Origin of the sequence: Mycolicibacterium sediminis, from assembly GCF_010731735.1 — a bacterium.
GTDB lineage: Bacteria > Actinomycetota > Actinomycetes > Mycobacteriales > Mycobacteriaceae > Mycobacterium > Mycobacterium sediminis.
Window position 1 is genome coordinate 3,212,963 of the sequence record NZ_AP022588.1, and the last position, 23,371, is coordinate 3,236,333.

Consider the following 23,371-nt stretch of genomic DNA (forward strand, 5'->3'; position numbering starts at 1 on the left):
TGCGTCGGTTCACCTATTCCGGCCGACGGTCTGCCCGTCGACCTGCGGCCGCGGTGAGCCACAGCGGCGCCACGTCGAGCACGCTCGATGCGGCGACCGGGGGACTGCACCAGTAGCCCTGGATGATGTCGCAGCCGTGCTCGGTGAGCCGGGCCGCGGTGGCCGCGTCCTCCACTCCCTCTGCGACGCAGGTCATCTCGAGTCGGTGCGCAAGGTCGATCATCGCGCACACGATCGCTTCCGCCCGCTCGTCGGTGAGCATCGGCGCGATGAACTCGCGATCGAGCTTCACCTCGTCGATCGGCAGCTCCCGCAGGTAGCTCAGCGCCGAGTAGCCGCTGCCGAAGTCGTCGATCGAGATGCGGATGTCCGACGCGCGCAACATGTCCAGCACCGTCCGCGCCCGCCGGGTGTTGCCGAGCAGGAAGTCCTCGGTGATCTCGACGGTCAGGCAGTCGCTGCTCAGCCCCCCGGAGTCGAGGATCCTCGTGATGCGGCCCGGCAGTTCCAGGTCGGTGAGCGACGGCGGGAACAGGTTGACCGCGAAGGGAACGTCGGTGCCCGCGGCACGCCACCCGCCGGCGTCGCGCGCCGCCTGGTCGATCACCGCCTCGGTGAGCGCGCCCATGAGTCCGTTCTGGCGGGCCAGCGGTAGGAAGTCGCCGGGCATCATCAACCCCCGGTCGGGGTGCTCCCACCGGACCAGTGCCTCGACGCCCTCCACGAGTCCGGTCGACACGGTGAACTTCGGCTGATACACCACGCTCAGTTCACCGCGGTCGATCGCGCGGCGCAGCTGCGCGAAGAGTTGCAGGCCCGCGGAACCGCTACGCCGGGTGGTGAAGTCGCGGTCGGTCGGAGGGTCCACCTCGCGCTGGTCGATCAGCTGCATGTCCGGGGTGAACGTCGCCACCCCGCCGTGCTGACTGCGCTTCGCCGCGTACATGGCCTGATCCGCCTGCTTCAGCAGGGTCTCCGCGGACGCGTCGGCGTCACCGTCGGTGATGCCCGCCACCCCCACGCTCGGTCGCATGAACACCTCGTGCCCGTCGACCGGGAACGGGTCGTCGAACGCGTCGAAGATGCGGTGCGCCATGACGAGTGGCCCGTCGGGGCCGTCCTCGAGCAGAACGGCGAACTCGTCGCCACCGACCCGGGCCACCGTGTCACCCGCTCGCACGCAGCCCACGATCCGCTCGGCCACCGCGTTGAGCAGAGCATCCCCGGCCGGATGTCCCAGGGAGTCGTTCACCAGCTTGAAGTCGTCGAGGTCCACCGACAGCACGGCGACGCGGCGACCGTCCCGGAGGCGAAGGGCCACCGCGTGACCGAGCCGGTCCTGGAACAGGGCCCGGTTCGCCAGCCTGGTCAGCGGGTCCCGGAAGGCCTGGTCGGCGACCGTCGCCAGGAGGCGCCGGTTCTCCTCGGCCATCAGGAACTGGCGGACCACCACGCCGATCACCAACAGCATGGACGCCACCACCAGCGTCGCGGAGCCCTCGCTCAGCACGATGCACACGATCGCGACGGGCAACGGCACGTAGGGCAGCCAGAAGGCCACCCGCGACGGTGCCCTCGCCAACCCGAATTCGATGTGGCTCGACCGTGATCCGAGCATGGCGGCAACTGCGAGCAGGAGCAGGCCCGCCGCCCACCCCACGTCGATGAGGCCGCCGCTGACGTAGTCGTCGTCCGCGTTGACGAGGACGAAGGTGCCGTCCGCCACCGCCATCACGCCCATGGCCAGGGTGAGGACGGTGACCACCGCGCGTTGGCCCGAGCGTGCCCGGGTGAGGATCAGCGCCGCCACCGTGAGCAGCACCAGATCGGCGATCGGGTAGGCCACCGACACGGCGAAGGCGAACAGCGAGTCGTCGCCCCGGTGGAACACGGCCTCGAGTCCCAGTGTCCAGAAGATGACGAACAGCGAGACGCCGACCATCAGGCCGTCGAGGAGCAGGCGTGGCTGCGATTGACCCACGGTGCCGATCGGGAGCAGTACCAGCGCCACGCACGCGGCGACCGGGAAGATCAGGTACCCGGCGTCGGCCGGCGACGGGAAGGGCGTAGTGCCGACGCCCAGCACGAGTTCGTAGTACGCCCACACCATGTCGCCGAAGAACCATGCCGTCAATGCCACCGTGAGCGCGGCCCAGGCCCTGCGCTGACGGCCACGGCATCGCCACGCGGTGACGGCCGCGAACGTCGCCGCCGTCACTCCGGCGGCCACCGATCCGACGTCGCTGACCGCCGCGACGGTCGAGGGGCCGCCCCAGCCGCCGATCAACCAGGCGGCGAACACGGCGAACGCCAGGCCGCAGACCGCGAGCGCGAGGTGCAGCCTCGATCGCGACATCCCGCCCCCTGCCCGTTCTGCGGTGCCCGTACCGACGGTGGCACGGGCGACTCACCCCACAGTACGTGCCACAGCAAACTTTGCGAGGGTCGGGTTGACGCGACCGTCAACGGCCGGCGGTGAACCGCCGCAGGAACTGGCGCGTGCGGTCCTCGACGGGGTCGGTCAACACCTGGGCGGCGGTCCCCGCTTCGACGATCCGGCCGCCGTCCAGGAAGCAGACGGTGTCGGCGACGTCGCGCGCGAACGCCATCTCGTGGGTCGCCATCACGATGGTGGCGCCGCCAGCCGCCAGCTCGCCGACGAGCGTCAGGACTTCACCGACGAGTTCGGGATCCAGGGCGCTGGTGATCTCGTCGAGCAGCAGCAACCGGGGCTCGTAGGCGAGTGCCCGGGCGATGGCCACCCGCTGCTGCTGCCCGCCGGACAGCTTGTCCGGGTAGGCGTCGGCGAGGTCGGCCAACCCGACCCGCGCCAGGAGTTCGCGGCCGCGGTCCTGCGCAGCCCGGCGGGCGGTGCCGTGCACCACCCGCGGTGCCAGCGCGACGTTGCCGAGCGCGGTCAGATGCGGGAAGAGGTTGAACGACTGGAACACCATGCCCATCGCCCGTCTCGCTCCGTCCGCGTCGATGCGGGGGTCGCTGATGTCCCGGCCGTCGAGCAGGATCTGACCGTCGTCGATCTCCTCGAGGAGGTCGATGCACCGCAGCAGCGTCGACTTCCCCGACCCCGACGCGCCGATCAGGACCACCACCTCGTGCTCGGACACGTCGAGGTCCACGCCGGCTAACACGGGTGTGCCGTGGTACGCCTTGGTGAGACCGCGGACCGAGAGGATCGGCGTCACATCGCCCCCTGCCGGACCGCCGAGCGCCGCGCCGCCCAGTCGGCCAGTCTCGCCGAGGGCACCGCGAGCGCCACGAACAGCAGTCCGGCTACGACGTAGGGCGTGAAGTTGTAGGTCGTGGCCGACTGGATCTGCGCGGCCCGTACGGCGTCCACGGCGCCGAGGACGGAGATCAGGCCGCAGTCCTTCTGCAGGGCGACGAAGTCGTTCAGCAGTGCGGGCGTCACCCGGCGGGTCGCCTGCGGCAGCACCACCAGCCGCATGGTGCGCCGATGGTTCAGGCCCAGCGACTTCGCGGCCGCCAGCTGGCTGGGGTGGACGGACTCGATGCCCGCACGGAACACCTCGGCGACGTACGCCGAGTAGACGAGGACGAGCGCGAGACCGCCGAGCACCACCGGACTCGTCGGCAGCCCCGTCAGGCGCAGACCCGGCAGACCGAACCCGACGAGGTAGAGGCAGATCAGCAACGGCAGTCCGCGGAACAGGTCGACGTACCCGGTTGCCAAGGCCCGCACCGGGAACCACACCGGTCCGCGCAGCGTCCGCAGTGCGGCCAGGCCCAGACCGATGGCGAGGACCAGGATCTGACACACCACCAGGACGCGGACGTTCAGCCACAGACCGTCCAGGAGGGCGGGCAGGCTGGCCCACCCGACCTGCAGATTGAGAAACGAGTCGCGGACCCGGGACCATCCCGGCGCCGACGTGACGGCGACGAGCAAGACCGCTGCGAACACCACCGTCGAGAGCAACGCGATCAGCGTGGACCGGCGTGCGCGCGACCGTCGGTACGCGGCCCGGTCGATGAGGACGGGGTCGACCGTCGTCACGACAGGACCGGTGCGTTGCCCGCCCCGGTGAGCCACACCTTCTGCAGCTTGAACAGCTCGCCGTCGTCGCCGAGGGTGTCGACGGCCTTGGACACGCACGGCGTCAGCGAGCTGCCCTTGTCGAGGACGATCCCGAACTGCTCCTCCTTCTCGGTGCCCGCGGGGAGCTGGCCCACGATGACGCCGCCCGGCAACTCGGCCTGCACCGCGAAGGCCGTCGGGAGGTCGACGACGAGCCCGTCGATCTGCCCGTTCGACAGTGCCGCCTTCCCGTCGTCGTTGTTGTTGAACACCGCGACGCCCGGATCGATGGCCTGGGCGGCGGTGTAGCTGGTGGTCCCCACCTGGGCGCCGAGCTTGAGGCCCTTCAGTCCGTCCAGCGTGGTCACTCCGGCCGCGGGGGACGACGCGATGGCGACGACGGCCTGGGTGACGTTGAAGTAGGGGGACGAGAAGTCCACGGCCTGCTTGCGTTCGTCGGTGATGGAGAACTCGTTGAGGTTCGCGTCGAACGTCTTCGGACCCGGTGCGATCGCGGCGTTGAACGGGACGCGCACCCACGTGACGTCCTCCTTGGCGTACCCCAGCCGGTCGGCGACCGCATAGGCGACGGCGGACTCGAAGCCCTTGCCGTTGGCCGGGTCGTCGTCGACGAACCAGGGCGCATAGGCGGGCTGGTCGGTGCCGAAGGTGATCCTGCCCGGAGTCAACGTGGCCAGCGAGTCCTTCGTGCAGTCCGCGGCGGTGGCGGGCTGGGACGGGCTGCTCGACGACGGTTCGTCCGCGGGGGCACAGCCGGCAGCGGTGAGGGTGGCCGCCGCCAGCAGGCACCAGAGTTCATTGCGCATGGGCGGCATCATCGCCTACCCGTGCGCCGGGCGCCACGGTTGGACTCAACCGGTCATCGGGTCTGGCGTGAACGCGACGATCGGGATCGTGCGGCTCCCGGCCAGTTCCTCGTACTGCGCGTAGGAGGGGATGAAGGTGGTGGCCAGGTCCCACAGCCGGTCCCGCTCGGGCCCGGACACCTCCCGTCCGACGAACGTGCCGGTATGTCCGCCGGCCGAGATCGTGACGGTGGGATGCGCGAGGACGTTGTAGTACCAGGCCGGATGCCGGGAGCTGCCGTAGTTGGACGCCACGACGACGGCACGGCCGCCGTCGGTGAAGTAGGTGAGCGGCGTGGTCCGTCGCGCACCCGTTCTGGCTCCCGTGGTGACGAGCAGCAGTTCGGGCGTGACCATCGCCGTGGACACCCGGCCCCTGCTGATCCGGAGCAACCGGCGATCGATGCGTGGTGCCACCCGTCGAGCGAGCCAGCGGCCGGGCTTGTTGCCCGTCAGGCGTGCGCCGTGGCGCAGCATCGGTGAACCGGCCGTCGGATCGACCTCGGGTATGCCCATCCGCCCGATGCTAGGTGACCCGCCCGCCTGGTTTGGCGGGTGCGTGCCGGGCAATGCCACGGGCATGGGCGACCACCTGGAACGCGAACGGAAGTGGAGCGTCGGCGCGGACTTTCGCCTGCCGGACGCCGGGGACCTCGCGGCGCATGGCGACGTGTCGACCGACACCGTCGACCTGACGAGCACCTACTACGACACGGCGGACGGCGACCTCCTGGCGCACGGCATCGTGATGCGGCGCCGCGACGGCGACGACGACACCGGGTGGCAGGTGAAGGTCCCCACCGGTGACGGGCGACTCGAACTGCACTGGCCGCTCGCCGACGAGCCACCCGGGGCGATGGTTCGGGCGCTCTGGGGCGTTGCGCTCGGCGGCGCGCTGACCGAGACCGCGACGATCCGGACCCGCCGGGATCGCCACCAGGTGACCTCGGAGGGGGTTCTCCGGTTCGAGATCGCCGACGACCACGTCCGTGCCTCGGTCGGCGACACTCTGCTGGCGTGGCGGGAGGTCGAGGTGGAACTGGGCCCCGACGTGACGGCCGTGCCGAAGAAGCTGCGCAAGCGACTGCGTGCCGCGGGAGCGGTCCCGTCCACGTACCCGTCCAAGCTGGCCCATGCGATCGGTGAATCGCCACCGGTCGGGCGCTCCGATGCGGGCGCGGCCCTCGCGGACTACGTGACCACGCAACTCGACCAGGTGATGCTCGGTGACGTGAACCTGCGCCGTGGCCTGGACCCCATCCACGACACCCGGGTCGCCATCCGGCGGTTGCGCAGCGTGATTCGCGTGTTCGGCGACGTCCTCGACCCGGCGGCCGCGGGCCTCGAACCCGAACTGAAGTGGTTCGCAGCACTTCTCGGCGAGGTGCGGGATCCGCAGGTCCAGCAGGAGCGCTTCATCGAGGCGCTCGACGACGTCCCCGACGAGTTGGTCCTCGGACCCGTGCGGTCGCGCATCCGCAGTGACCTCGCGGGTCTCGAGCTGCCTGCCCGCCGGGCGGTCGACGACGCGATGACGTCGGACCGGTACCGGTCGATGCTGGCGGCACTCCGGCACTGGCGCGACAGGTCACCCGTGCCCGTCGAGCCGTCGGCACGGGCGTTCCGCGCGTTGGCGCGCAAGGCGAGTCGCAAGGCCGATCGACGCCTTGCGACGGCGCTCGACGGCGACGACCCGGCCCTGCTGCATCGTGCACGCAAGGCCGCCAAGCGGGCCCGCTACGCCGCGGAGGCCGTGACGCCGATCGACTCGTCGGCCGCTCGAACGATGAAGCGCCACAAGGTGGTGCAATCGGTGCTCGGCGACCACCAGGACACGGTGGTGGCCAGGGAGCTGTTGCGCCGGATGGGTGCTGCCGCGGGCATCGCGCCGCGCGAGAACGGCTTCACCTTCGGCCTGCTGTACGCCCGTGAGGAACGCCTCGCCGCCGAATGCCGGGTCCGCGTCCGCGTCCGCCGGTGACCCTCACCCCATGGCGATGCGAATGTTCTTGATCTGCAGGAACTCGTTGAGCCCGTCGATGCCGCCGGTGCGGCCGAAGCCGCTCTGCTTGTAGCCGCCGTAGGGTCCCTGCGGCGAGATGTCGCTGAACGTGTTCACCCACACCGAGCCTGCCTCGAGTTCGCGCGCGACGCCGTGGGCGCGGCGGAGGTCCCGCGTGTGCACGAAGGCGTTGAGCCCGTAGGGCGTGTCGTTGGCGAGTCGGACGGCGTCGGCGTCGTCGTGGAACCGGATGATCGACACCACGGGGCCGAACGTCTCGATCTGTGCCAGGTCCGACGAGTTGTCCACGTCGGTGAGCACGGTCGGCTCCACGTAGAAGCCCTGCGCGAGATCCCCGCCGATGCGTCGGCCGCCGGTGAGCAACCGGCCGGTGCCCCGGTCGACGGCATCGTCGACGGTCCGCAGGATCCGGTCGACCGCACCCTGACTGATCACCGGTCCGAAGCCGACCCCGGGATCGAACGGGTCGCCGATCACGGCGGATTCGACCACCGCGACGAACTTCTCGACGAACGCGTCGTACACCGAGTCGTGGACCAGGAGGCGGCTGGCGCATGCGCAACTCTGCCCCGACTGCATCAGCGGACCCTGGTGGGCCGACAGCACCGCCGCCGTGTCGAGGTCGGCGTCGCCGAAGACGAGGTTCGCCGACTTGCCGCCGAGTTCTGCCACCACCGGCACGAGGTTGGTCGCCGCGGCGCGGATGACGCTGCGGGCGGTGGTGCCGCCACCGGTGAAGTGGACCTTGCGGATGCCCGGATGACGCACCAGCGCGTCCCCACCGTCGGCGCCGGCGGGAACCACGTTGACCAGGCCGGCGGGCAGTCCCGCCTCGAGACACAGCTCGCCGAAGCGGAGCGCCGCCAGGGGTGCCAGCTCGGATGGCTTGAACACGACGGCGTTGCCGGCCGCGAGGGCGGGCGCGACACAGCTGCCCGCCACCGCCAGCGCGCCGTTCCACGGTGCGATGACGGCGACCACGCCGTAGGGCTCGCGCTCGACGAGGTTGAGGTCGAACGAACCGTTGACCGGGGTGCTGGACCCGTGCGGCTTGTCCACGTATCCGGCGAAGTGGCGCAGGAAGCGTTCCAGCAGAACGGCGGTGCCCGCATACGACACCGGCACCCCGTAGTCGTGCACGTTGAGTGCGGCCAGCTCGTCGAGGTGGTCGTGCACCACGTCGGCGAGGTCGACGAGCAGGTCGCGACGCCGGTCGACGGTGAGCGAGACCCACTCGCGCTGGGCCGTCCACGCGGCCCGGACCGCGTGGTCGATCTCGACCTCCGAGGCCAGCGCGACCGTCGTATTCGGTTGTCCGGTCGCCGGATACACGTGCTGGTGAGCGGATCCCGCGGCGGTGACCGTGATCCGGTCGCCACCGATCAGCAGGCCCACCGGCCCGGCGGGCGGGGCAGGTCGAAGGTCGGTTCCGGAGGTCACGACGCCTCCTCGGCGTCGGCGGCGGCCTCGTCGAGCACCCGCCGCTTCTGCGCGCCGATCGCCTGGTTCAGGTGCGAGGCCTTCGGCCAGCCGTAGTAGGCGGCGAAGTGCAGTGCGAGTTCGTCCATCTCGTCGAACGACACGTCGCCGCTCTTCAGGGCGGCGTACACGTGCGACTGGATCGGCAGGTCGGCGTCCTGGAACGCCACGCACGCCACGGTGACGAGTCGTCGCTCCTTCATGCCGAGGTCCGGCCGCAGCCACATCTCGCCGAACACGAAGTTGAGGATGCCCGCCCCGGAGTACGGGTTGTCACGCACCGGCGCGAAGGGAATGCAGTTGATCTCCTTGAACGACTTCTCGCCGCCCTGCAGGCGCAACTCCGGATCGCTCGCCGTGCTCAGCGGCAGCAGCGGCACGGGATCCGGCGCGGGTGTACCGCCGTCGGCCGTGATCCGGGCCCACTGCTGGTCGACCACGATGTTGAACCGCGACGCCTTGGGCTACCCGGCGTAGACCGCGAAGTGCAGGACGGTCTCGCGCATCTCGACGATGCCGACGTCACCGCTCTTGAGTGCGGCGTACACGTGGTCCTCCAGCGGGCCGTCGGCGTCCGCGGCGGCGACGCAGGCCAGCGTCACGAAGCGGCGGTCCCGGCGGCTGAGCCCGGGGCGGGACCAGATCTCGGCGAAGACGAAGTCGATCAGCCCGTCCGCGATCAGCGGACCGGTGTCGTCCGGGGCGTCGACGGTCATCACCTCGGCGTAGTGCCGCAGCCCCGTCTGCCGTCGTTCCTGGGTGGTGGTCACGGACACTCCTATCTGATGGTGACGCCGGCGTCGACCTTGAACTGCATGCCGGTCACGTACCGCGACTCGTCGGAGACGAGGTAGAGCACCGCGTTGCTGACGTCGATGGGGTCGATCAGTTGGGTGGGCAGCGCGTTGCCGAACAACGGGGCGAGGTCGGTCCTGGTCTCGGCGAGCAGGGTGTGCATCGTCACCGGCGCCATGCCGGTCGCGACGCCGGTCGGGTGCACGGTGTTGACCCTGATGCTCTGCGCCGCAAGCTCGTTGGCCAGTGCCACGCTCATCCCGACGATGCCCTGCTTGGACGCGGTGTACGGGATGTGCAGCGGATTGCCCTTGATCGCGGCGGCGGAACTGATGTTGATCAGGCTGCCGCCGCCCTGCTCGAGCAGGAAGGGCAGCGCCGCCGCGCAGGTGTTCCAGGCGCCGATCAGGTTGACGTCGAGGACGAGTCGCCACTGCGCGGCGGTGGTCGTGTCCCAGGTGCCCGCCGTCAGCACGCCCGCGTTGGCCACCGCCGCATCGAGGCCGCCGAGTTCGGCTGCGCCCGAGGCGACGGCATCCTGCATCGCGACCTCGTCGCGCACGTCGACGACCGCGGTGACGGCGCGGCGGCCGAGTGCTCGGACGAGTTCCGCGGTCTCCTCGAGGTCCTCGACGGTCGCGAGCGGGTACTCGAGTTCGGGCATCGACGCGCAGACGTCGATCAGGACGACGTCGGCGCCCTCCTGCGCGAGGCGCACCGCATGGCTGCGCCCCATGCCCCGGGCTGCGCCGGTGACGACGACGCGCTTGCCCTCGACGCGGCCGGTCACAGCTTGTTGCAGAAGCCGGCGTCGACGGGGAACGTGACACCCGAGACGTACCTGCCCTCGTCGGAGACGAGGTAGGCGATGGCGGCGCTGACGTCCTCGGGCTCGAGCATCCCCACCGGCATCGGGTTCTGCAGGTGGGGTCCGCCGCCGTCGGGGAAGTTCTTCAGGAAGTCCTGCATCTGGGGGTTCGTCGCCATCATCGTGTTGACCGCCGTGGGATGCACGGTGTTCACGCGAATGCTCTGCGCGGCAAGCGCGTTGGCGAACGTCCGCATCAGGCCGACGATGCCGTGCTTGGACGCAGCGTAGGCCAGTCCGCCACCCTGGGTGCCACCGAAGCCCTTCAGTCCCGCCGTCGAACTGGTGAAGACGATCGATCCGCCGCGGTTGCCGGCGAGCAGGTGGGGGACCGCGGCCTTCGCGGTGTGGAAGGCGCCAACGAGGTTGACGTCGAGGACGTCGGTCCACTGCTCGAGTTCCTCCTCGATGGTCAACTCGCGGAAGGCCATCGTCGCGATCCCGGCGTTGGCGAGCACGATGTCGAGGCGACCGAAATGCTCGACGCCGGCGTCGAGTGCGGCCTTGAGGGAGTGGTAGTCGCGGACGTCCGCCACCGAGCCGAGCATCTTGCCGCCCTGGGCCTCGACGAGTGCGATCGTCTCCTCGAGTTCGTCGCGCGACGCCATCGGGTAGCCGTTGGAGCCGATGTCGGCGCAGATGTCGACGCCGATGACGTCGGCGCCGTCGGCTGCCAGCCGGACGGCGTGGCTGCGTCCCTGGCCACGCGCGACCCCGGTGATGAAGGCGACCTTGCCCTCGAGTGACCCCATCGTTCCTCGCTTCGTCGTCGTGCTCTCGTCACGGACGTGACCTGAGCAACACGGTTACTGCCGGTACAGTAACCTGGTTACCCGTGACGGGCAAGGGTGGGACGGCGATGAGTTCGACTGACCGCGAGGGCGACTCGCGATCCTCCGACGACCGCATCCTCGGCATCGTCGTGCGCATGCTCGAGACCGACGGCTACGACGCCGTCCAACTCCGCGAGGTCGCGAAGCGGTCCCGCACCTCGCTGGCGACGATCTACAAGCGCTACCCGACCCGCGACGACCTGATCCTCGCGGCACTGCAGGCGTGGCTCGACGAGAACCGCTATGCGAAGGTGTCCCGCCGCGAGCGGGCCCCGGACGAGACGGTGTACGAGGCGATGGCGGGGCTGTTCCGAACGATCTTCGAGCCGTGGGAGCGGCACCCCGAGATGCTGGTGGCCTACCATCGCGCGCGGTCGTCGACGACGGGAAGCGCACTGCTGCACCGCGGTCTCGACGTCGTCGTCCCCGCCGCCATGGACGCGCTGGCAGGCGTCGACGAGAGGTTCATCGCGGACCTGGACGCCGTCATCTCGAGCCTCGTCTACGGACTCCTCGGCCGGTTCGCGGCAGGCGAGATCGCGATCACCGACATCGTTCCCAGCCTGGAGCGGGCGATCTACTGGATGACCGCGGGCTACGACGCCTCGAAGTCGATGAACAACTCGGTGAGCCCGCGCAGCAGGAACGTCGGTTCGTAGGCGTAGCGCCGCGCGTCGATCGGCCCGTGCGACCGCTCACTGATGGTGATGTCGCGCATGCGGTCGAGCAGCCGGTGCACCGTGATGAGCCCCTCGACGCGAGCCAGGGGCGCGCCGGCGCACGTGTGGATCCCGCGACCGAACGCGATGTGTTCGCGGACGTTCCGCCGGTCGACGCGGAACTCGTGCGGATCCTCGAACTTGGCGGGATCCCGGTTCGCGGCGCCGAGGCACAGCATCAGGACGGTGCCCGCCGGGACGAGCACTCCGCCCAGGGTGGTGGTCCGTCGCGCCAACCGGAAGTCCACCTTCGTGGGGCTCTGCGTCCGCAGCGACTCCTCGATGAACGCCGGGATGAGGTCACGGTTCTCGCGCAGCGTGCGCTGGAACTCCGGTCGGTCACCGAGGGTCTGCACCGCGGCGCTCAGGAGCTTCGTGACGGTCTCCTGTCCCGCGGCGAACAGGAACGTCGCCGGACGCACGACCTCGATCGGCTCCGGTGTCGACCCGTCGGGGTAGGTGGCCGACGCCATGCCGCCCAGCACGTCGTTGCGCGGTTCCCGCCGTCGCTCGGCGATGTATCCGCTGAACTTGTCCTCCAGGTACTCCAGCGGATTGAGTCCGACGGGTGCGCCGTCGAGTGCGCCCACCTGATTGCCCGCCGGCTTGTCGGCGCCCAGCGCCCGGCGGAACTCCGCACGGTCGTCGGCCGGGACGCCGAGCAGGTCGGTGATGGCGAGGGTGGCGAACGGCCGGGCGTACTCCGACAGGAACTCGCACGTGCCGTTGTGGATGAACTCGTCGAGCTGGTCGTCGGCCAGCTGCCTCGTGAACTCCTCGTTCTCCTTGAGCCGGCGCGGCGTCAGCAACTTGCTCAGCAGCGACCGCGCACGTTCGTGCCGGGGTGGGTCCATCACCACCATGTGCTCGAAGATCGGGAACAGGTGGCGGTGCGCCTCGATCTGGGCGCTGATGTCGTCGCCCTCGGGTTCGAAGGGCAGGGGAGGGAAGGGGCCACCGATCGCATTGACCGCCGAGAAGGACTCGACGTCCTTGAACGCGGCCATGACCTCCGCGTAGCCCGTGACCGCGACGACGCCGTGATGCGGCTCCCTGAACACGGGGCCGCGGCTGCGCAGATTCTCGAAGTAGTCGTAGGGATCCTGCGCCACCGCGGCATCGGAGAAGTAGTCGACCAGGGCGAGGTCCGTCACGTCCATCCTTTCGGTCCGGCGTCGCGCTCCCGCGATCGTCGTTTGATCGATCGATCAAATCAAGCCTCGAACATGGAAGCACGCACCGCGGTCGCGGTCAAGGAGATGCGGGTGCGCACGCGCGGGCCCGGAGCGTGGACAATGTCGAGGATGGCCGCCACCCGCAAGCCGCGCGACAAGGACGTCGACGCGCGGACCCGTCTCATCGAGGCGACCGCGGCGCTCATGCGCGAGGAGGGGTACGCCGCCGCCACCTCGCGACGCGTCGCCGAGCGCGCCGGCGTGAGGTCCGCACTGGTCTACTACTACTTCGACACGATGGACGACCTGTTCGTCGCGGTCCTGCGCGCGGGTGCCGACGCCTCTCTGGCCCGGATGCGCGAGGCGCTGACCGCCGACGACCCGCTGCGCGCGCTCTGGGACGTCAACGCGGACTCGCGGCTGACGATCCTCAACACCGAGTTCACGGCATTGGCCAACCACCGCAAGCCGATCGGCGCGGAGCTGCGCGCCTACGCCGAACGCGTCCGGGACATCGAGACCGCGGCCGCGACGATCGGACTGCGGGCGCGAGGCGTCGACCTCGAGGCGTACCCGCCGGTCGTCGTCGCGATGGTGCTCGCGCAGCTGTCGCGAAGCGTGTGCGCCGAGAGTGCCATCGGCGTCACCGAGGGGCACGACGCGATGCTGGCCGTCGTCGACCGTCTCCTCGGCGCGCGGCACGACGCGGCCCCCGCCGGGGACGCCACGGCGCGCCGGCGCCGCTAGCGGCTACTTCAGCATGCTGCCCGCGTCGACCGTCACGGGAAGCCCGGTGACGTAGCGGGCCTCGTCGGAGGCCAGGAACAGCACCGCGTTGCTGATGTCCACCGGTTCCACCCACCCGACCGGCAGCACGTGCATCATCTGGGCGACGGGTGCGAGATCGTCGGGACCGGGGTTCTCCAGATCGGGGCGGAAGAGCTTCATCGTGCCCTCGTTCATGAACATCGGGGTGTTCACGTTCGTGGGATGGACCGAGTTCACCCGTATCGAGTGCTGCCCCAGCTCCACCGCGAAGGTGCGCATCAGGCCGACCACGCCGTGCTTCGCGGCGATGTAGTGCCCGGTGTGCGGGTAGGCCTTGAGGCCGCCCACGGAACTGGTCAGCACGATCGACCCACCGCGTCCGCCGGCCAGGAGGTGCGGAACCCCCGCCTTCACCGTCTTCCACACGCCGGACAGGTTGACGTCGATCATGTCCTGCCAGTCCTGCTCGCTGGTCTTGTCCAGGGTGTTGCCGCCGTTGCCGACGCCGGCGTTCGCCACGATGACGTCGAGCCTGCCGAGTTCCTCGACGCCGCCGTCCACGGCCGCCTTGAGGGCGGCGTAGTCACGGACGTCGACCTCCGCCGTCACGACTCGCCGCCCGAGGTCCTTCACCAGCCCGGCGGTCTCGGCGAGGTCGTCCGACGTGGCCGGCGGAATCGCGCTGCTGCTGCTGACCGGGCGGCACACGTCGACCGCGATGACGTCGGCACCCTCCTGCGCCAGGCGGACGGCGTGACTGCGGCCCTGTCCGCGTGCTGCGCCCGTGATGAACGCGACCTTGCCCTCGACCCGACCAGCCATTCGTCCCACCTCGCCTCGGGCGCCCGGAGCGGGCGCATTATTTGATCGATCGATCAGGAACAGTGGCAACGATCGCCGCCGTTGTCAAGGTCGACGGGCCCAATCGAGGTCGTCGTATGACGGATCGCGAACGCGTGCGCTCGAACGGGTTTCAGAATCGGGCGACGGTGTATCAGGTGGGCATGTCTCCAGATGCCTTCCCGATACCGCACGGGTGCGGGCGATGACCGAACCGCGGCGAATCGTCGTCACCGGCGCGTCGGGCAACGTCGGCGCCGGTGTGCTGCGCGCGCTGGCCCGCACCGTGCCCGACGCCGAGGTGGTCGGCGTCTGCCGGCGCCCACCGGCGAGCGGTGCACCCTACGAACGCGTGCGCTGGCACTCGGTCGACCTGTCGTCGCCGGACGCGGCCACCGCCCTGGCGCCGGCGATGCGTGATGCGGACGTGGTCATCCATCTGGCGCTCGCGATCCAGCCGCTGTACGACGAGGACTACCTGTACCGCGCGAACGTCCTTGGCTCCCAGGCCGTCCTGGACGCCATGGCGACCGCCGGTGTCCCGCAGCTGGTGTACGCGTCGAGCCTCGGCATCTATGCCGCCGGAGCCACGGGCCCCGTCACCGAGACCTGGTCGACCGCCGGACAATCCACCTCCACCTACAGCCGGCACAAGGTCATGGTGGAGGATTTGCTGGACCGCTTCGAGGCAGAGCGCCCCGACACCGTGGTGTCCAGGTTCCGGCCAACCGTGGTGGTGCAGCGGGAGGCGGCGTCGGAGATCCAGTCCCTCTACATCGGCCCGGTCATCCCGCGTGCGGCGCTGAAGCTGTTGCGCCGCAGGGTGCTTCCGGTGCTTCCCCTGCCCAGGGGGCTGAGCCTGCAGTTCGTCCACTCCGACGACGTCGGCGATGCCGTGGCGCGCATGATGCTTCGACGGGTGCGGGGATCGTTCAACGTGGCGGCCGACCCGCTCGACTCGGCAGCCCTCGCCGATCTGGTCGGCGGACGGCCCGTCGGCGTCGACCCCGGCCTGTTCCGTCGCGCAGTCGTTGCCCTGCATCGACTTCGGGTGGTGGCGGTCACGCCGGGCTGGTACGACGTGGCGACCAAGTCGCCGCTGATGGACACGACCAAGGCTCGACGCGAACTGGGTTGGACCCCTACCCGTTCGTCGACCGAGGCGGCGCGGGAACTCATCGACGGCCTCGCCGAAGGCGTCGTGGGAACCAGTGCGGCCATGGGATGGAAGGAGGACTCGATGACGTCACGAACCACGCTGGATTGGGTGCACGACGGGACACTGGCGCTCTGGGGCGCCTCGGCCGTCGTGGCCGCCGCACGTCGTCGTCGCCTGGGACCGCTCACGGCCGTCGCCGTGGCCGGGAACCTGGCGGCCGGTACGCCCGCGGCACTCGAGCGGGTGCGGCAGCGGCGCCGTGACCCGGTGGCACTGCTTGCACCGGCTGCCGTCGGCGCCGGCATCCTGGCGACGCTGCGAGGCGGGTGGGCGCCGGTGGCGGCCACCGTCGCGCTCGGTGGGCTCCGCGCGTCGGAGATCCGTCGCGGCGCTCGACAGGCGATCCAGTGATCATGCCTGTGCCAGTAAATGATTCGCGCGTCGTCGTGGTGACGGGCGCGTCCAGCGGCATCGGCCGCGAGACCGCGCTGCGCTTCGCGCGCGATCACGCCCGCATCGTGCTCGCGTCGAGGTCCGAGGGGCCACTGCGTGAGGTGGCCCGGGAATGTCGAGACGCCGGTGCCGCCGACGTCGTCCTTCAATCGACCGACATCGCCGAATCCAATCAGGTGCAGCGGCTGTTCGACATGGCGGTCGATCGGTACGGGCGGGTGGACGTCGCGGTGCAGTCTGCTGCGAACACGGCCTTCGGCAGGTTCGAGGACCTCCCGGCAGACGCCTTCGAGATGATCATCCGCACCAACCTGCTCGGGTCGGCCAACGTGGCGCGGTCGGCGCTCGCGGAGTTCCGCGCCAAGCGTGTCGGGCACCTGGTACTGGTCGGGTCCCTGCTGGGCACCGTCGCCGTGCCGAACCAATCAGCGTACGTCGCAAGCAAGTTCGCGATCAACGGGTTGGTGCGAGCGTTACGGCAGGAGAACGGGGACCTGCCGGGCGTGCGGGTGCACGGCATCTACCCCGGGCCGGTGGACACCCCGGTCTACGGGACGGCCGACAATTACCTGGGAAAGACCCCCGTCGTGCCACCCAGTTCCGTTTCCGCGGCGAGGATAGCGAGTTCGATCGTCCGCGCCACGAATCGTCGCCACTCCAGCGAGCGTCAGGTCGGGTGGTTCAACCGGCCCGCCATCGCCGCCTACCGGTACCTGCCGACGCTGTTCGACGCGCTCATCGAACCGTTTCTCCACCTCACCGCGTACACGTCCGAGGTCGGGGACCCCGAGCCGGAGCAGTCGGTGGCGGATCGCCGCTGACCCGCTACCGATCGGTGGGCGCTCGCAGTGCGTTGATGGCGTCCGGCGCCGTCGCGTATAAGGGTACGAACTGGTCGACCTGGGTGATCTTGATGGGCCGACTGGTGGCGGGTCCGTCGGCGGCCACGGCGAGACGGGTGTGTCCCTCGGCCTGCCGGTGCGCCTTCACCAGGACCTCGAGTCCCGCCGAGGCCAGAAAGTCCAGTTTCGTCAGGTCGATCAGCAGGGCCGCCGGGCGGGCCGCCAGCGCGCCGGCGACGGTCTCGGTCAGGTCCGGTGCGGACAGCATGTCGACGACACCCGACACCGCGATGACCGTGACGTCGTCAACGACGGAGACGTCGACGTGTGCACCGCGCACGTCGGACGGGTTATCGGAAGCCATCGCGCAGCACCTGCATTCTCGTCGCCCAGTGATCAGCGGAGGGCGACCGTCTGCACCCTGCGACGACAAATATCTCATACCGCGGGTAGCGCGTAGATCCAGCGGGGGCAATCGCCGTTGTCCGGGTGGCTGACGCCTCAGCCCAGGACGTCGCGGGCGGCCGAGAAGCGCAGGTAGACCGACGTTCCGTCGAGGCGTCCGTCGATCGTCACGTCGTCGGCCAGCGCGTTCATCAACGTGATGCCCCGCCCGCGCAGCGCGGTGGACGTTCGCGGCGCCGGTTCGACCCAGGCCCCGTCGTCGGTGACGCACACGGTCAGCCTGGCCGCGTCGTGGTGGTAGGTGACCTCGACGCTCATCGATCCGGGATCACGCCGGTCCTGGTAGGCGTGGTCTGCGCAGTTCGACATCGCCTCGTCGGTTGCCAGCAGGATGTCGGCCCGCCGCTCCGCCGACACCGGGACCACGTCGTCGACCCAGTCACTCACGGCTGCGCGCAGCCGCGCCACTTCGACGGGCTCGGCGGGACCGCTGACCGTGATGGTCGGACTGTCCAACGTGTTCGTCTGCATGATGGCTGGTGGTTACCCACCGCGCGGGACGACTACTCCTGAAGCGCCGCGAGGCCGTCGTCGAGCGTCGGGTAGAGCGGCACGATCCGGTGTACGCCGGTGATCTCCATCGGGCGACTGGTGGCGGGTCCGTCGGCCACGACGATCATCCGCGTGGGTTCCGCGGAGCGGTGCGCCTGGATCAGAACCCGCAGGCCAGACGACGCCAGCAGGTCGACGTCGTCGAGTCGGACGACGACGGCGCGCGGCGCCTCGGCGAGTGCGGTCTCGATGTGTCGTGCGAGGTCCGGGGCCGTCAGGAGGTCCACGGTCCCCGACACGGACAGGATGGCCACGCCATCCGTGGTCGACGTCGACACGTCCAGTCCGCTGGCGCCCGAGCGGCGTTTGGAGGCCATTGGGGCCACCCCACAATTCTTCGTCGAGACAGGACCGGCGGGCGGCCTTCTGCACCCTGACGGCCGAGACGACGTCGCGCGTGGAGGGGACACCGCGTCGGCCGGTCGATGATATGCCGACCGCGCACCCGACGATTCCGCTAGGTGGTGTCGACTATGCCCCGCGCGATGGAGCGACCGTCCCGGGGCAGCCCGCGAACCGGTTCCGCCTCGTCAGAAGGGGTAGCACTGCGAGGTGAAGCCAACGACCTCCGCCGAGCGGGTATTCGACGTCCTCATCATCGGCGGCGGCAACGCCGGGATCAGCGCCGCGGCACGGCTGATCCGGCGCGGCATCGACGACGTGGCGGTGATCGAGTCGCAGGCCGTCCACACCTACCGGCCCCTCCTGTCGTACGTCGGAGGGGGTGCTGCGTCGATGCGCAGCGCCGAGCGCACCCAGCGCTCGGTGACGCCCCGCGGGTGCACGTGGCTTCGCGAACCCGCGGTTGCCGTGGACGCCGACGCCAGGACGGTCCGGTGCGCGGATGGACTGACCTACGGCTACCGGGACCTGATCCTCGCCGCTGGTCTCGTCCCGGACGAGGAGGCACTGCCCGGGACGTTCGCCGCCCTCGACCACGCCGGGGTGGCCAGCAACTACGTGGACCGGGCCGAGAAGACCTGGGAACTCGTCCGGACGATGCCCAGGGGTGGGCACGCCGTCTTCACCGTCCCCAGGCCCCCCGTGAGCTGTTCGGGGACCACGATCAAACCCGTGTTCCTCGCCGCGGCGCACTGGAAGCGCTCGGGTCTGCTGCCCGGCGTCACGATGACGCTGCTGATCGACCGGCCGTCGCTCCTGGGCGCTCCCGCGCTCGACGAGAGCCTGAACCGCTACCTGACGGACGTCGGCGTGCAGGTCTCCTACGACACCGCGGTCACCGCGCTACATCCCGAGCGCCGGGAGATCACCGTCACCGACGCGGACGGAACACGAGGCCCGATCCGGTACGACATGCTGCACCTCGTTCCGCCGTTCCGCGGACCCGAGTGGGTGACGGAGTCGCATCTCGAGGCGGCGGGCAGCCACGGTCTCGTCGACGTGGACTCGCGGACCTTCAGGCACCGGGTGCATCCGGACGTATGGGCGGTGGGGGACTGCGCGACGGTCGACACCGATCCGTCCGGCGGTGCCATTCGACGCCAGACCTCAATCCTCGTCGACAACCTGCTCGCCGCCCGCGGCGGCGCGACGTCGCTCACCGAGTACGACGGCTACACCGTCGCGCCGGTCACGACGGACCGCAGACACCTGGTGTTCGGTGAGTTCGATCGCAGCGGTGAGCCGGCGTCGTCATTGCCCGCCTTCATCGATCCGCTCAAGGCCCATGGGTTCACGTGGGCCCTCGACCGGTACGGGTTGCCGGTCACGTACTGGAACCTGATCCTCAAGGGCCTGGCGTGACCCAGGGGTTTGCCGACCCACGGACCGGGGCATCACGACGAGGCCCACTCGGCGTCACGGACGCGGCAGTGGTGCGGCGAAGTCCCGTCGCCGGCGCGTTCAGACAGGAGCGCGACCGGATCTCCGACGGGGCTTCGTTTCGGTCGAACCAGCTCCGATCAGCCGTTTGCGCAACGCATTTCGCGCCGGGTCACTCGGGCCAGCCGTTGCCGAGGATGACGTCGACGAAACTCTCCCGTACGAATGACTCGTCGTAGCGCTCGAGGACGTCGGCGTTGACGGTGCCGAACGTGCTGTCCGGACGGTGCCGAACCCCCTCGGTGAAGGCGTGCAGGATCCGGTCCTTGAACGCCGGGCGTGGGTGAGCCGCCGTGACGGCGTCCAGCAGTTCGACCGGCAGGTCGTCCCGGCCGATGCCGAGTACGTCGGTCTCGACGCCGGCGGTGACCAGCGCGACCTCGGGATCGAGGAACTCCGGTACCCCCGGGGTGGTGTGCAGCGCGATGCCGAGCCACACCTTGCGGGCGTCGGCCGCGCTGACGCCGTGCTCGAGCAGGAAGTCCCGCGCGGCGTTCGCCCCGTCGACCTCGAACCGGAGCGTGGACGTCGTGCGGAAGCGCTCGGTCAGACCCAGGTCGTGGAACATCGCGCCGACGTAGAGCAGTTCGAGGTCGGGGGTCAATCCGCGGCGGCGCCCCTGCAGCGCACCGAAGAGGAAGACCCGCCGGGAGTGGTCGAAGAGCAGATCGTCCTCGGCCTCGCGGACGAGGGCGGTCGTGGCGCGCACCAGGGGCGTGTCGGGGATGTCGATGCCGGCGATGCGGTTCGGGAGTGTGGCGGTCATGGTGGCTCCTTCAGTCGGGCGCGGCCTCGGTCGTCGAGGTGACTCCAGCGTGCGCGTCCCGCGACCAGGAATGCTGTGGCGGATCTGCCGTCCATCCCATGGATTCGGACACAATGGACCGATGGGAGCGGATCGGGGTTCGCGCGAGGTCGTCGTGATCGTGTTCGACGGCGTGAAACTGCTCGACGCGGTCGGACCCGCGGAGGTGTTCGCCGAAGCCAACCGGTTCGGGGCGGACTACCGCCTGCGGTTCGCGTCGGTCGACGGCCGGGACGTGACGACATCCATCGGGGCGACGTTCGCCGTCACCGACCGGATCTCGGCGATCCACGACGTCGACACCGTGCTCGTGGCGGGCGGGGACGGGTTGGTCGGACGCCCGATCGATCCCGACCTCGTCGATGCCGTCAGGGCGGTGGCGACGACCACGCGACGGTTGGCCTCGATCTGCACCGGCGCCTTCGTCCTCGCCCAGGCCGGCGTGCTCGACGGCCGCCGGGCCACCACGCACTGGCGGCATACCCGGTTGTTGGCGAAGGCCTTTCCCCTGACGACGGTCGAACCGGACGCGATCTTCGTCCAGGACGGCACCGTCTTCACCTCGGCAGGGGTGTCCGCGGGCATCGACCTCGCGCTGGCGCTGGTCGAGATGGACCACGGGAGCCCGCTGGTTCGCGACGTGGCCCGGTCGCTGGTGGTCTACCTGAAGCGGGCGGGCGGTCAATCGCAGTTCTCGGTCCTGGTCGAGGCCAGCCCGCCGCCACAGTCGGTGCTGAGCAGGGTCACCGACGCGATCACCGCCGACCCCGCGGGGGATCACGGGGTCAAGGTGCTGGCCGCGCATGCCGCCTTGAGCACGCGGCAGTTGACGAGGCTGTTCCACGCCGAATTGGGCACCACGCCGGCGCGTTACGTGGAGAGCGTGCGGGTCGACCTCGGTCGCGCCGCGCTCGACGCGGGGCACAGCGTGGGTGAGAGCGCGAGGCTGGCCGGCTTCGGGAGCCCGGAGACCTTCCGCCGGGTGTTCGTCAGCACGCTGGGGGTGTCGCCCAAGGCGTATCGCGACCGGTTCCGGACCGCCGCCGTGGGCTGAACCGCGCGGCTAGCAGGCGAGCGAGGCGATGCGGTCGGGGCAGGGATCCTCGGCGAGGGAGAAGGCGGTGCAGCGGCACCGCTCGTACGGGTGATCGTCGTGGGCGCCATCGGTGTCGCATTCGTGGCATCCGTGGCACTGCCCGGACAGGCTGTGCTCGGGGTTGCGGTGTCCGCACTCGCACATGGACTCGAGTTCGAGATCCAGGAGATCGTCGAACGAGGAGTCATGGGTCTGGCGTGAACTGCGAGGCATGGTGAGAACGTTAGCTGACCAAAGGTATGCCAGTCCACCTTAAAACGGGGAAATGGTCGGTTTTCCGTGTGACATGCCCAACACGGTCGCGATGCATGAAAAACCACACCACGTTTCACCTGGATCGATGCCGGTAATCACTGCACCCTCGGTCACTCTATGCCCGGAATCCGCCTCTCCCACACCGTGTTGGACCACTCGTCATGACTTCTTCATCCGTTCCCATCTCCTCCCCATCCTCGGATGCCGGCACGCTGTGGACACCCGCCCGCGTACTGGTCACCCGGTCGGCGGCAGAACTTCCCCTCGGCGCCGACATCGTCGCCCGCTGCGAGGCCGCCGGGGTCGCAGACATCGACGTCCTGTCCGGGGACCGCCTGCCACCCCTTCGCGCCGAGAACGACCGCGCCGCCTACGCCCTCGCCAAGCGCACCCTCGCGGTGGTCGTGGCACCGCCGAGCAAGCGTCGCCTCCAACCCATCCCGCCCAGTGCGGACTGGCGGATCGACCTCGCCCAGGGTTGCCCCGGACACTGCCAGTACTGCTACCTGGCCGGGTCCCTGAGTGGCCCGCCGATCACCCGGGTCTACGCGAACCTTCCCGAGATCCTGGCCGGGATGGACGAGCACGTCGGCAAGGGCACCATCACGTCGGGCACGGCCGAGAGGTCGGACGAGGGAACGACGTTCGAGGCCTCCTGCTACACGGATCCGCTGGCGCTCGAGCACCTGACGGGTTCGCTGTCGACCACGATCAGCCACGTCGGGACGCACGACTGGGCCTCGCCGGTCGGACTGCGGTTCACCACCAAGTACGACGGCGTGGCCCCGCTGCTCGACCTGCCGCACGGGGGTCGCGCGCGGGTGCGGGTGTCCGTGAACGCCGACGAGGTCGCGTCCCGGTTCGAAGGAGGCACCGCCCGCCTGCCGCGGCGGATCGCAGCCCTGCGCAGCCTCGCGCTCGCCGGCTACCGGGTGGGCCTGACCATCGCGCCGATCATGCCGATCCCGCAGTGGCGGGAGGCGTACGGCCAGATGCTGCGCGACGTCGCCGGCGCGCTCGACGACGTCCCCGGCCTCGACCTGACCGTCGAGTGCATCACGCACCGGTTCACGGCGGCCAGCAAGGACGTGCTGGTCGGCTGGTACCCACGGACCAAGCTCGAGATGGACGAGGCGGCCCGCACGCGCAAGTTCGGCAAGTACGGCTCGGCGAAGTACGTCTACCCGAAGGACGTCATGGCCGATCTGCGTACCTGGTTCGCCGCCGAGCTGGAGTCGACGCTGCCCGCGGCACGCACGCTCTACTGGACGTAGCGGTCCCCGGCTACCTGCTGGGAAGCGGCTGCTCGGCCAGGAACTCCTCGGTCTCGCGGACCAGTTGCCGGACGTCGCTGCGCCACGCGTAGTAATAGAACGCGGCCGCCGCAAGTACGCCGCCGGCCACGGCGGACACCAGGATGATTCGGTTCGTCGACGTGTCGCCACCCCACTTCATCCTGACATCCTTCCACTCGCGTGG

At 69.9% G+C, this 23,371-nt stretch carries 24 protein-coding genes and 1 pseudogene; 8 read left to right on the plus strand and 17 right to left on the minus strand.

Annotation, left to right across the window (positions count from 1 at the left end; translation table 11 throughout):
• Nucleotides 1-13: 13 nt before the first annotated feature.
• The 5 genes from G6N64_RS15410 to G6N64_RS15430 all read right to left on the minus strand — a co-directional run bounded on the left by G6N64_RS15410 (nt 14) and on the right by G6N64_RS15430 (nt 5,439).
• Nucleotides 14-2,356, minus strand: a complete 2,343-nt coding sequence (locus tag G6N64_RS15410; RefSeq protein WP_163797842.1) for a putative bifunctional diguanylate cyclase/phosphodiesterase — start codon at nt 2,354-2,356, stop codon at nt 14-16.
• 106 nt (nt 2,357-2,462) lie between these two features.
• Nucleotides 2,463-3,203: an amino acid ABC transporter ATP-binding protein gene (locus G6N64_RS15415; protein WP_197748273.1), complete on the minus strand. Its 741-nt coding sequence runs from the start codon at nt 3,201-3,203 to the stop codon at nt 2,463-2,465.
• Entirely contained in the window at nt 3,200-4,036 is an 837-nt protein-coding gene (locus G6N64_RS15420) for an amino acid ABC transporter permease (protein ID WP_163797843.1), read from the minus strand. The genes G6N64_RS15415 and G6N64_RS15420 overlap by 4 nt, the downstream gene beginning before the upstream one ends.
• Complete coding sequence (locus G6N64_RS15425) at nt 4,033-4,884, minus strand: ABC transporter substrate-binding protein (protein WP_163797844.1); 852 nt, start codon at nt 4,882-4,884, stop codon at nt 4,033-4,035. The genes G6N64_RS15420 and G6N64_RS15425 overlap by 4 nt, the downstream gene beginning before the upstream one ends.
• 45 nt (nt 4,885-4,929) lie before the next feature.
• Entirely contained in the window at nt 4,930-5,439 is a 510-nt protein-coding gene (locus tag G6N64_RS15430; RefSeq protein ID WP_163797845.1) for a nitroreductase/quinone reductase family protein, read from the minus strand.
• A 43-nt stretch (nt 5,440-5,482) separates the two neighbouring features.
• Between G6N64_RS15430 and G6N64_RS15435 the strand changes: the two genes are divergently transcribed.
• Nucleotides 5,483-6,904, plus strand: a complete 1,422-nt coding sequence (locus G6N64_RS15435) for a CYTH and CHAD domain-containing protein (protein ID WP_246230663.1) — start codon at nt 5,483-5,485, stop codon at nt 6,902-6,904.
• Nucleotides 6,905-6,907: 3 nt separating this feature from the next.
• Here the strand turns inward: G6N64_RS15435 and G6N64_RS15440 are convergent, their stop codons facing one another.
• From G6N64_RS15440 to G6N64_RS15455, 4 genes and pseudogenes are all read right to left on the minus strand, one after another.
• Nucleotides 6,908-8,386 carry an aldehyde dehydrogenase family protein gene (locus G6N64_RS15440; protein ID WP_163797846.1) on the minus strand — a complete coding sequence of 493 codons (1,479 nt, stop codon included), beginning with the start codon at nt 8,384-8,386 and terminating at the stop codon, nt 6,908-6,910.
• A pseudogene (locus G6N64_RS15445) lies at nt 8,383-9,141 on the minus strand (carboxymuconolactone decarboxylase family protein). The gene G6N64_RS15440 and the pseudogene G6N64_RS15445 overlap by 4 nt, the downstream one beginning before the upstream one ends.
• Before the next feature lie 62 nt (nt 9,142-9,203).
• Nucleotides 9,204-10,010: a mycofactocin-coupled SDR family oxidoreductase gene (locus G6N64_RS15450; RefSeq protein ID WP_163797847.1), complete on the minus strand. Its 807-nt coding sequence runs from the start codon at nt 10,008-10,010 to the stop codon at nt 9,204-9,206.
• On the minus strand, nt 10,007-10,840 hold the full coding sequence (locus G6N64_RS15455; RefSeq protein WP_163797848.1) for a mycofactocin-coupled SDR family oxidoreductase: 834 nt from the start codon (nt 10,838-10,840) through the stop codon (nt 10,007-10,009). Before G6N64_RS15455 ends, G6N64_RS15450 begins: the two co-directional genes overlap by 4 nt.
• Nucleotides 10,841-10,947: 107 nt before the next feature.
• Between G6N64_RS15455 and G6N64_RS15460 the strand changes: the two genes are divergently transcribed.
• A complete protein-coding gene (locus G6N64_RS15460) occupies nt 10,948-11,580 on the plus strand; it encodes a TetR/AcrR family transcriptional regulator (RefSeq protein ID WP_163797849.1) in 633 nt (210 codons plus the stop codon).
• On the opposite strand, the gene G6N64_RS15465 is transcribed toward G6N64_RS15460, so the two are convergent.
• Nucleotides 11,517-12,794 carry a cytochrome P450 gene (locus G6N64_RS15465; protein ID WP_163797850.1) on the minus strand — a complete coding sequence of 426 codons (1,278 nt, stop codon included), beginning with the start codon at nt 12,792-12,794 and terminating at the stop codon, nt 11,517-11,519. The genes G6N64_RS15460 and G6N64_RS15465 overlap by 64 nt on opposite strands.
• A gap of 150 nt (nt 12,795-12,944) precedes the next feature.
• On the opposite strand from G6N64_RS15465, the gene G6N64_RS15470 reads away from it, so the two are divergent.
• Nucleotides 12,945-13,562 carry a TetR/AcrR family transcriptional regulator gene (locus G6N64_RS15470; RefSeq protein WP_163801833.1) on the plus strand — a complete coding sequence of 206 codons (618 nt, stop codon included), beginning with the start codon at nt 12,945-12,947 and terminating at the stop codon, nt 13,560-13,562.
• Nucleotides 13,563-13,565: 3 nt separating this feature from the next.
• On the opposite strand, the gene G6N64_RS15475 is transcribed toward G6N64_RS15470, so the two are convergent.
• On the minus strand, nt 13,566-14,405 hold the full coding sequence (locus G6N64_RS15475) for a mycofactocin-coupled SDR family oxidoreductase (RefSeq protein WP_163797851.1): 840 nt from the start codon (nt 14,403-14,405) through the stop codon (nt 13,566-13,568).
• A 223-nt stretch (nt 14,406-14,628) separates the two neighbouring features.
• On the opposite strand from G6N64_RS15475, the gene G6N64_RS15480 reads away from it, so the two are divergent.
• Nucleotides 14,629-15,993 (plus strand): NAD-dependent epimerase/dehydratase family protein, encoded by a 1,365-nt coding sequence (locus G6N64_RS15480; protein ID WP_163797852.1) that lies wholly within the window; start codon nt 14,629-14,631, stop codon nt 15,991-15,993.
• A 2-nt stretch (nt 15,994-15,995) separates the two neighbouring features.
• Nucleotides 15,996-16,856, plus strand: coding sequence for an SDR family NAD(P)-dependent oxidoreductase (locus G6N64_RS15485; protein WP_163797853.1), 861 nt, complete (start codon nt 15,996-15,998; stop codon nt 16,854-16,856).
• A gap of 4 nt (nt 16,857-16,860) precedes the next feature.
• Here the strand turns inward: G6N64_RS15485 and G6N64_RS15490 are convergent, their stop codons facing one another.
• The 3 genes from G6N64_RS15490 to G6N64_RS15500 form a co-directional block, all read right to left on the minus strand.
• Entirely contained in the window at nt 16,861-17,241 is a 381-nt protein-coding gene (locus G6N64_RS15490; protein WP_163797854.1) for an STAS domain-containing protein, read from the minus strand.
• Between the two features lie 137 nt (nt 17,242-17,378).
• Nucleotides 17,379-17,813, minus strand: a complete 435-nt coding sequence (locus G6N64_RS15495) for an ATP-binding protein (protein WP_163797855.1) — start codon at nt 17,811-17,813, stop codon at nt 17,379-17,381.
• Between the two features lie 32 nt (nt 17,814-17,845).
• Nucleotides 17,846-18,211: an STAS domain-containing protein gene (locus G6N64_RS15500; RefSeq protein ID WP_163797856.1), complete on the minus strand. Its 366-nt coding sequence runs from the start codon at nt 18,209-18,211 to the stop codon at nt 17,846-17,848.
• A gap of 235 nt (nt 18,212-18,446) precedes the next feature.
• On the opposite strand from G6N64_RS15500, the gene G6N64_RS15505 reads away from it, so the two are divergent.
• On the plus strand, nt 18,447-19,658 hold the full coding sequence (locus G6N64_RS15505) for an NAD(P)/FAD-dependent oxidoreductase (RefSeq protein ID WP_163797857.1): 1,212 nt from the start codon (nt 18,447-18,449) through the stop codon (nt 19,656-19,658).
• Nucleotides 19,659-19,848: 190 nt separating this feature from the next.
• Here the strand turns inward: G6N64_RS15505 and G6N64_RS15510 are convergent, their stop codons facing one another.
• Nucleotides 19,849-20,502, minus strand: coding sequence for an HD domain-containing protein (locus G6N64_RS15510; protein ID WP_163797858.1), 654 nt, complete (start codon nt 20,500-20,502; stop codon nt 19,849-19,851).
• A 121-nt stretch (nt 20,503-20,623) separates the two neighbouring features.
• Between G6N64_RS15510 and G6N64_RS15515 the strand changes: the two genes are divergently transcribed.
• Nucleotides 20,624-21,595 carry a GlxA family transcriptional regulator gene (locus G6N64_RS15515; RefSeq protein WP_163797859.1) on the plus strand — a complete coding sequence of 324 codons (972 nt, stop codon included), beginning with the start codon at nt 20,624-20,626 and terminating at the stop codon, nt 21,593-21,595.
• A gap of 9 nt (nt 21,596-21,604) precedes the next feature.
• On the opposite strand, the gene G6N64_RS15520 is transcribed toward G6N64_RS15515, so the two are convergent.
• On the minus strand, nt 21,605-21,850 hold the full coding sequence (locus tag G6N64_RS15520; RefSeq protein ID WP_163797860.1) for a hypothetical protein: 246 nt from the start codon (nt 21,848-21,850) through the stop codon (nt 21,605-21,607).
• Nucleotides 21,851-22,053: 203 nt separating this feature from the next.
• Here G6N64_RS15520 and G6N64_RS15525 point away from each other — a divergent pair, with 203 nt between their 5' ends.
• Nucleotides 22,054-23,166 (plus strand): spore photoproduct lyase family protein, encoded by a 1,113-nt coding sequence (locus G6N64_RS15525; RefSeq protein ID WP_163797861.1) that lies wholly within the window; start codon nt 22,054-22,056, stop codon nt 23,164-23,166.
• Between the two features lie 10 nt (nt 23,167-23,176).
• Here the strand turns inward: G6N64_RS15525 and G6N64_RS15530 are convergent, their stop codons facing one another.
• Entirely contained in the window at nt 23,177-23,347 is a 171-nt protein-coding gene (locus tag G6N64_RS15530) for a hypothetical protein (protein WP_163797862.1), read from the minus strand.
• Nucleotides 23,348-23,371 lie beyond the last annotated feature (24 nt).

Excerpts from the sequence above, each read along its gene's own strand:
- G6N64_RS15500 (WP_163797856.1), bottom strand. The coding sequence starts at position 18,211 with ATGGCCTCCAAACGCCGCTCGGGCGCCAGCGGACTGGACGTGTCGACG.
- G6N64_RS15410 (WP_163797842.1), bottom strand. The coding sequence starts at position 2,356 with ATGTCGCGATCGAGGCTGCACCTCGCGCTCGCGGTCTGCGGCCTGGCG.
- G6N64_RS15485 (WP_163797853.1), top strand. The coding sequence starts at position 15,996 with ATGCCTGTGCCAGTAAATGATTCGCGCGTCGTCGTGGTGACGGGCGCG.
- G6N64_RS15525 (WP_163797861.1), top strand. The coding sequence starts at position 22,054 with ATGACTTCTTCATCCGTTCCCATCTCCTCCCCATCCTCGGATGCCGGC.
- G6N64_RS15425 (WP_163797844.1), bottom strand. The coding sequence starts at position 4,884 with ATGCGCAATGAACTCTGGTGCCTGCTGGCGGCGGCCACCCTCACCGCT.
- G6N64_RS15495 (WP_163797855.1), bottom strand. The coding sequence starts at position 17,813 with ATGCAGACGAACACGTTGGACAGTCCGACCATCACGGTCAGCGGTCCC.
- G6N64_RS15490 (WP_163797854.1), bottom strand. The coding sequence starts at position 17,241 with ATGGCTTCCGATAACCCGTCCGACGTGCGCGGTGCACACGTCGACGTC.
- G6N64_RS15460 (WP_163797849.1), top strand. The coding sequence starts at position 10,948 with ATGAGTTCGACTGACCGCGAGGGCGACTCGCGATCCTCCGACGACCGC.
- G6N64_RS15480 (WP_163797852.1), top strand. The coding sequence starts at position 14,629 with ATGACCGAACCGCGGCGAATCGTCGTCACCGGCGCGTCGGGCAACGTC.
- G6N64_RS15515 (WP_163797859.1), top strand. The coding sequence starts at position 20,624 with ATGGGAGCGGATCGGGGTTCGCGCGAGGTCGTCGTGATCGTGTTCGAC.
- G6N64_RS15510 (WP_163797858.1), bottom strand. The coding sequence starts at position 20,502 with ATGACCGCCACACTCCCGAACCGCATCGCCGGCATCGACATCCCCGAC.
- G6N64_RS15530 (WP_163797862.1), bottom strand. The coding sequence starts at position 23,347 with ATGAAGTGGGGTGGCGACACGTCGACGAACCGAATCATCCTGGTGTCC.
- G6N64_RS15430 (WP_163797845.1), bottom strand. The coding sequence starts at position 5,439 with ATGGGCATACCCGAGGTCGATCCGACGGCCGGTTCACCGATGCTGCGC.
- G6N64_RS15520 (WP_163797860.1), bottom strand. The coding sequence starts at position 21,850 with ATGCCTCGCAGTTCACGCCAGACCCATGACTCCTCGTTCGACGATCTC.
- G6N64_RS15475 (WP_163797851.1), bottom strand. The coding sequence starts at position 14,405 with ATGGCTGGTCGGGTCGAGGGCAAGGTCGCGTTCATCACGGGCGCAGCA.
- G6N64_RS15455 (WP_163797848.1), bottom strand. The coding sequence starts at position 10,840 with ATGGGGTCACTCGAGGGCAAGGTCGCCTTCATCACCGGGGTCGCGCGT.
- G6N64_RS15470 (WP_163801833.1), top strand. The coding sequence starts at position 12,945 with ATGGCCGCCACCCGCAAGCCGCGCGACAAGGACGTCGACGCGCGGACC.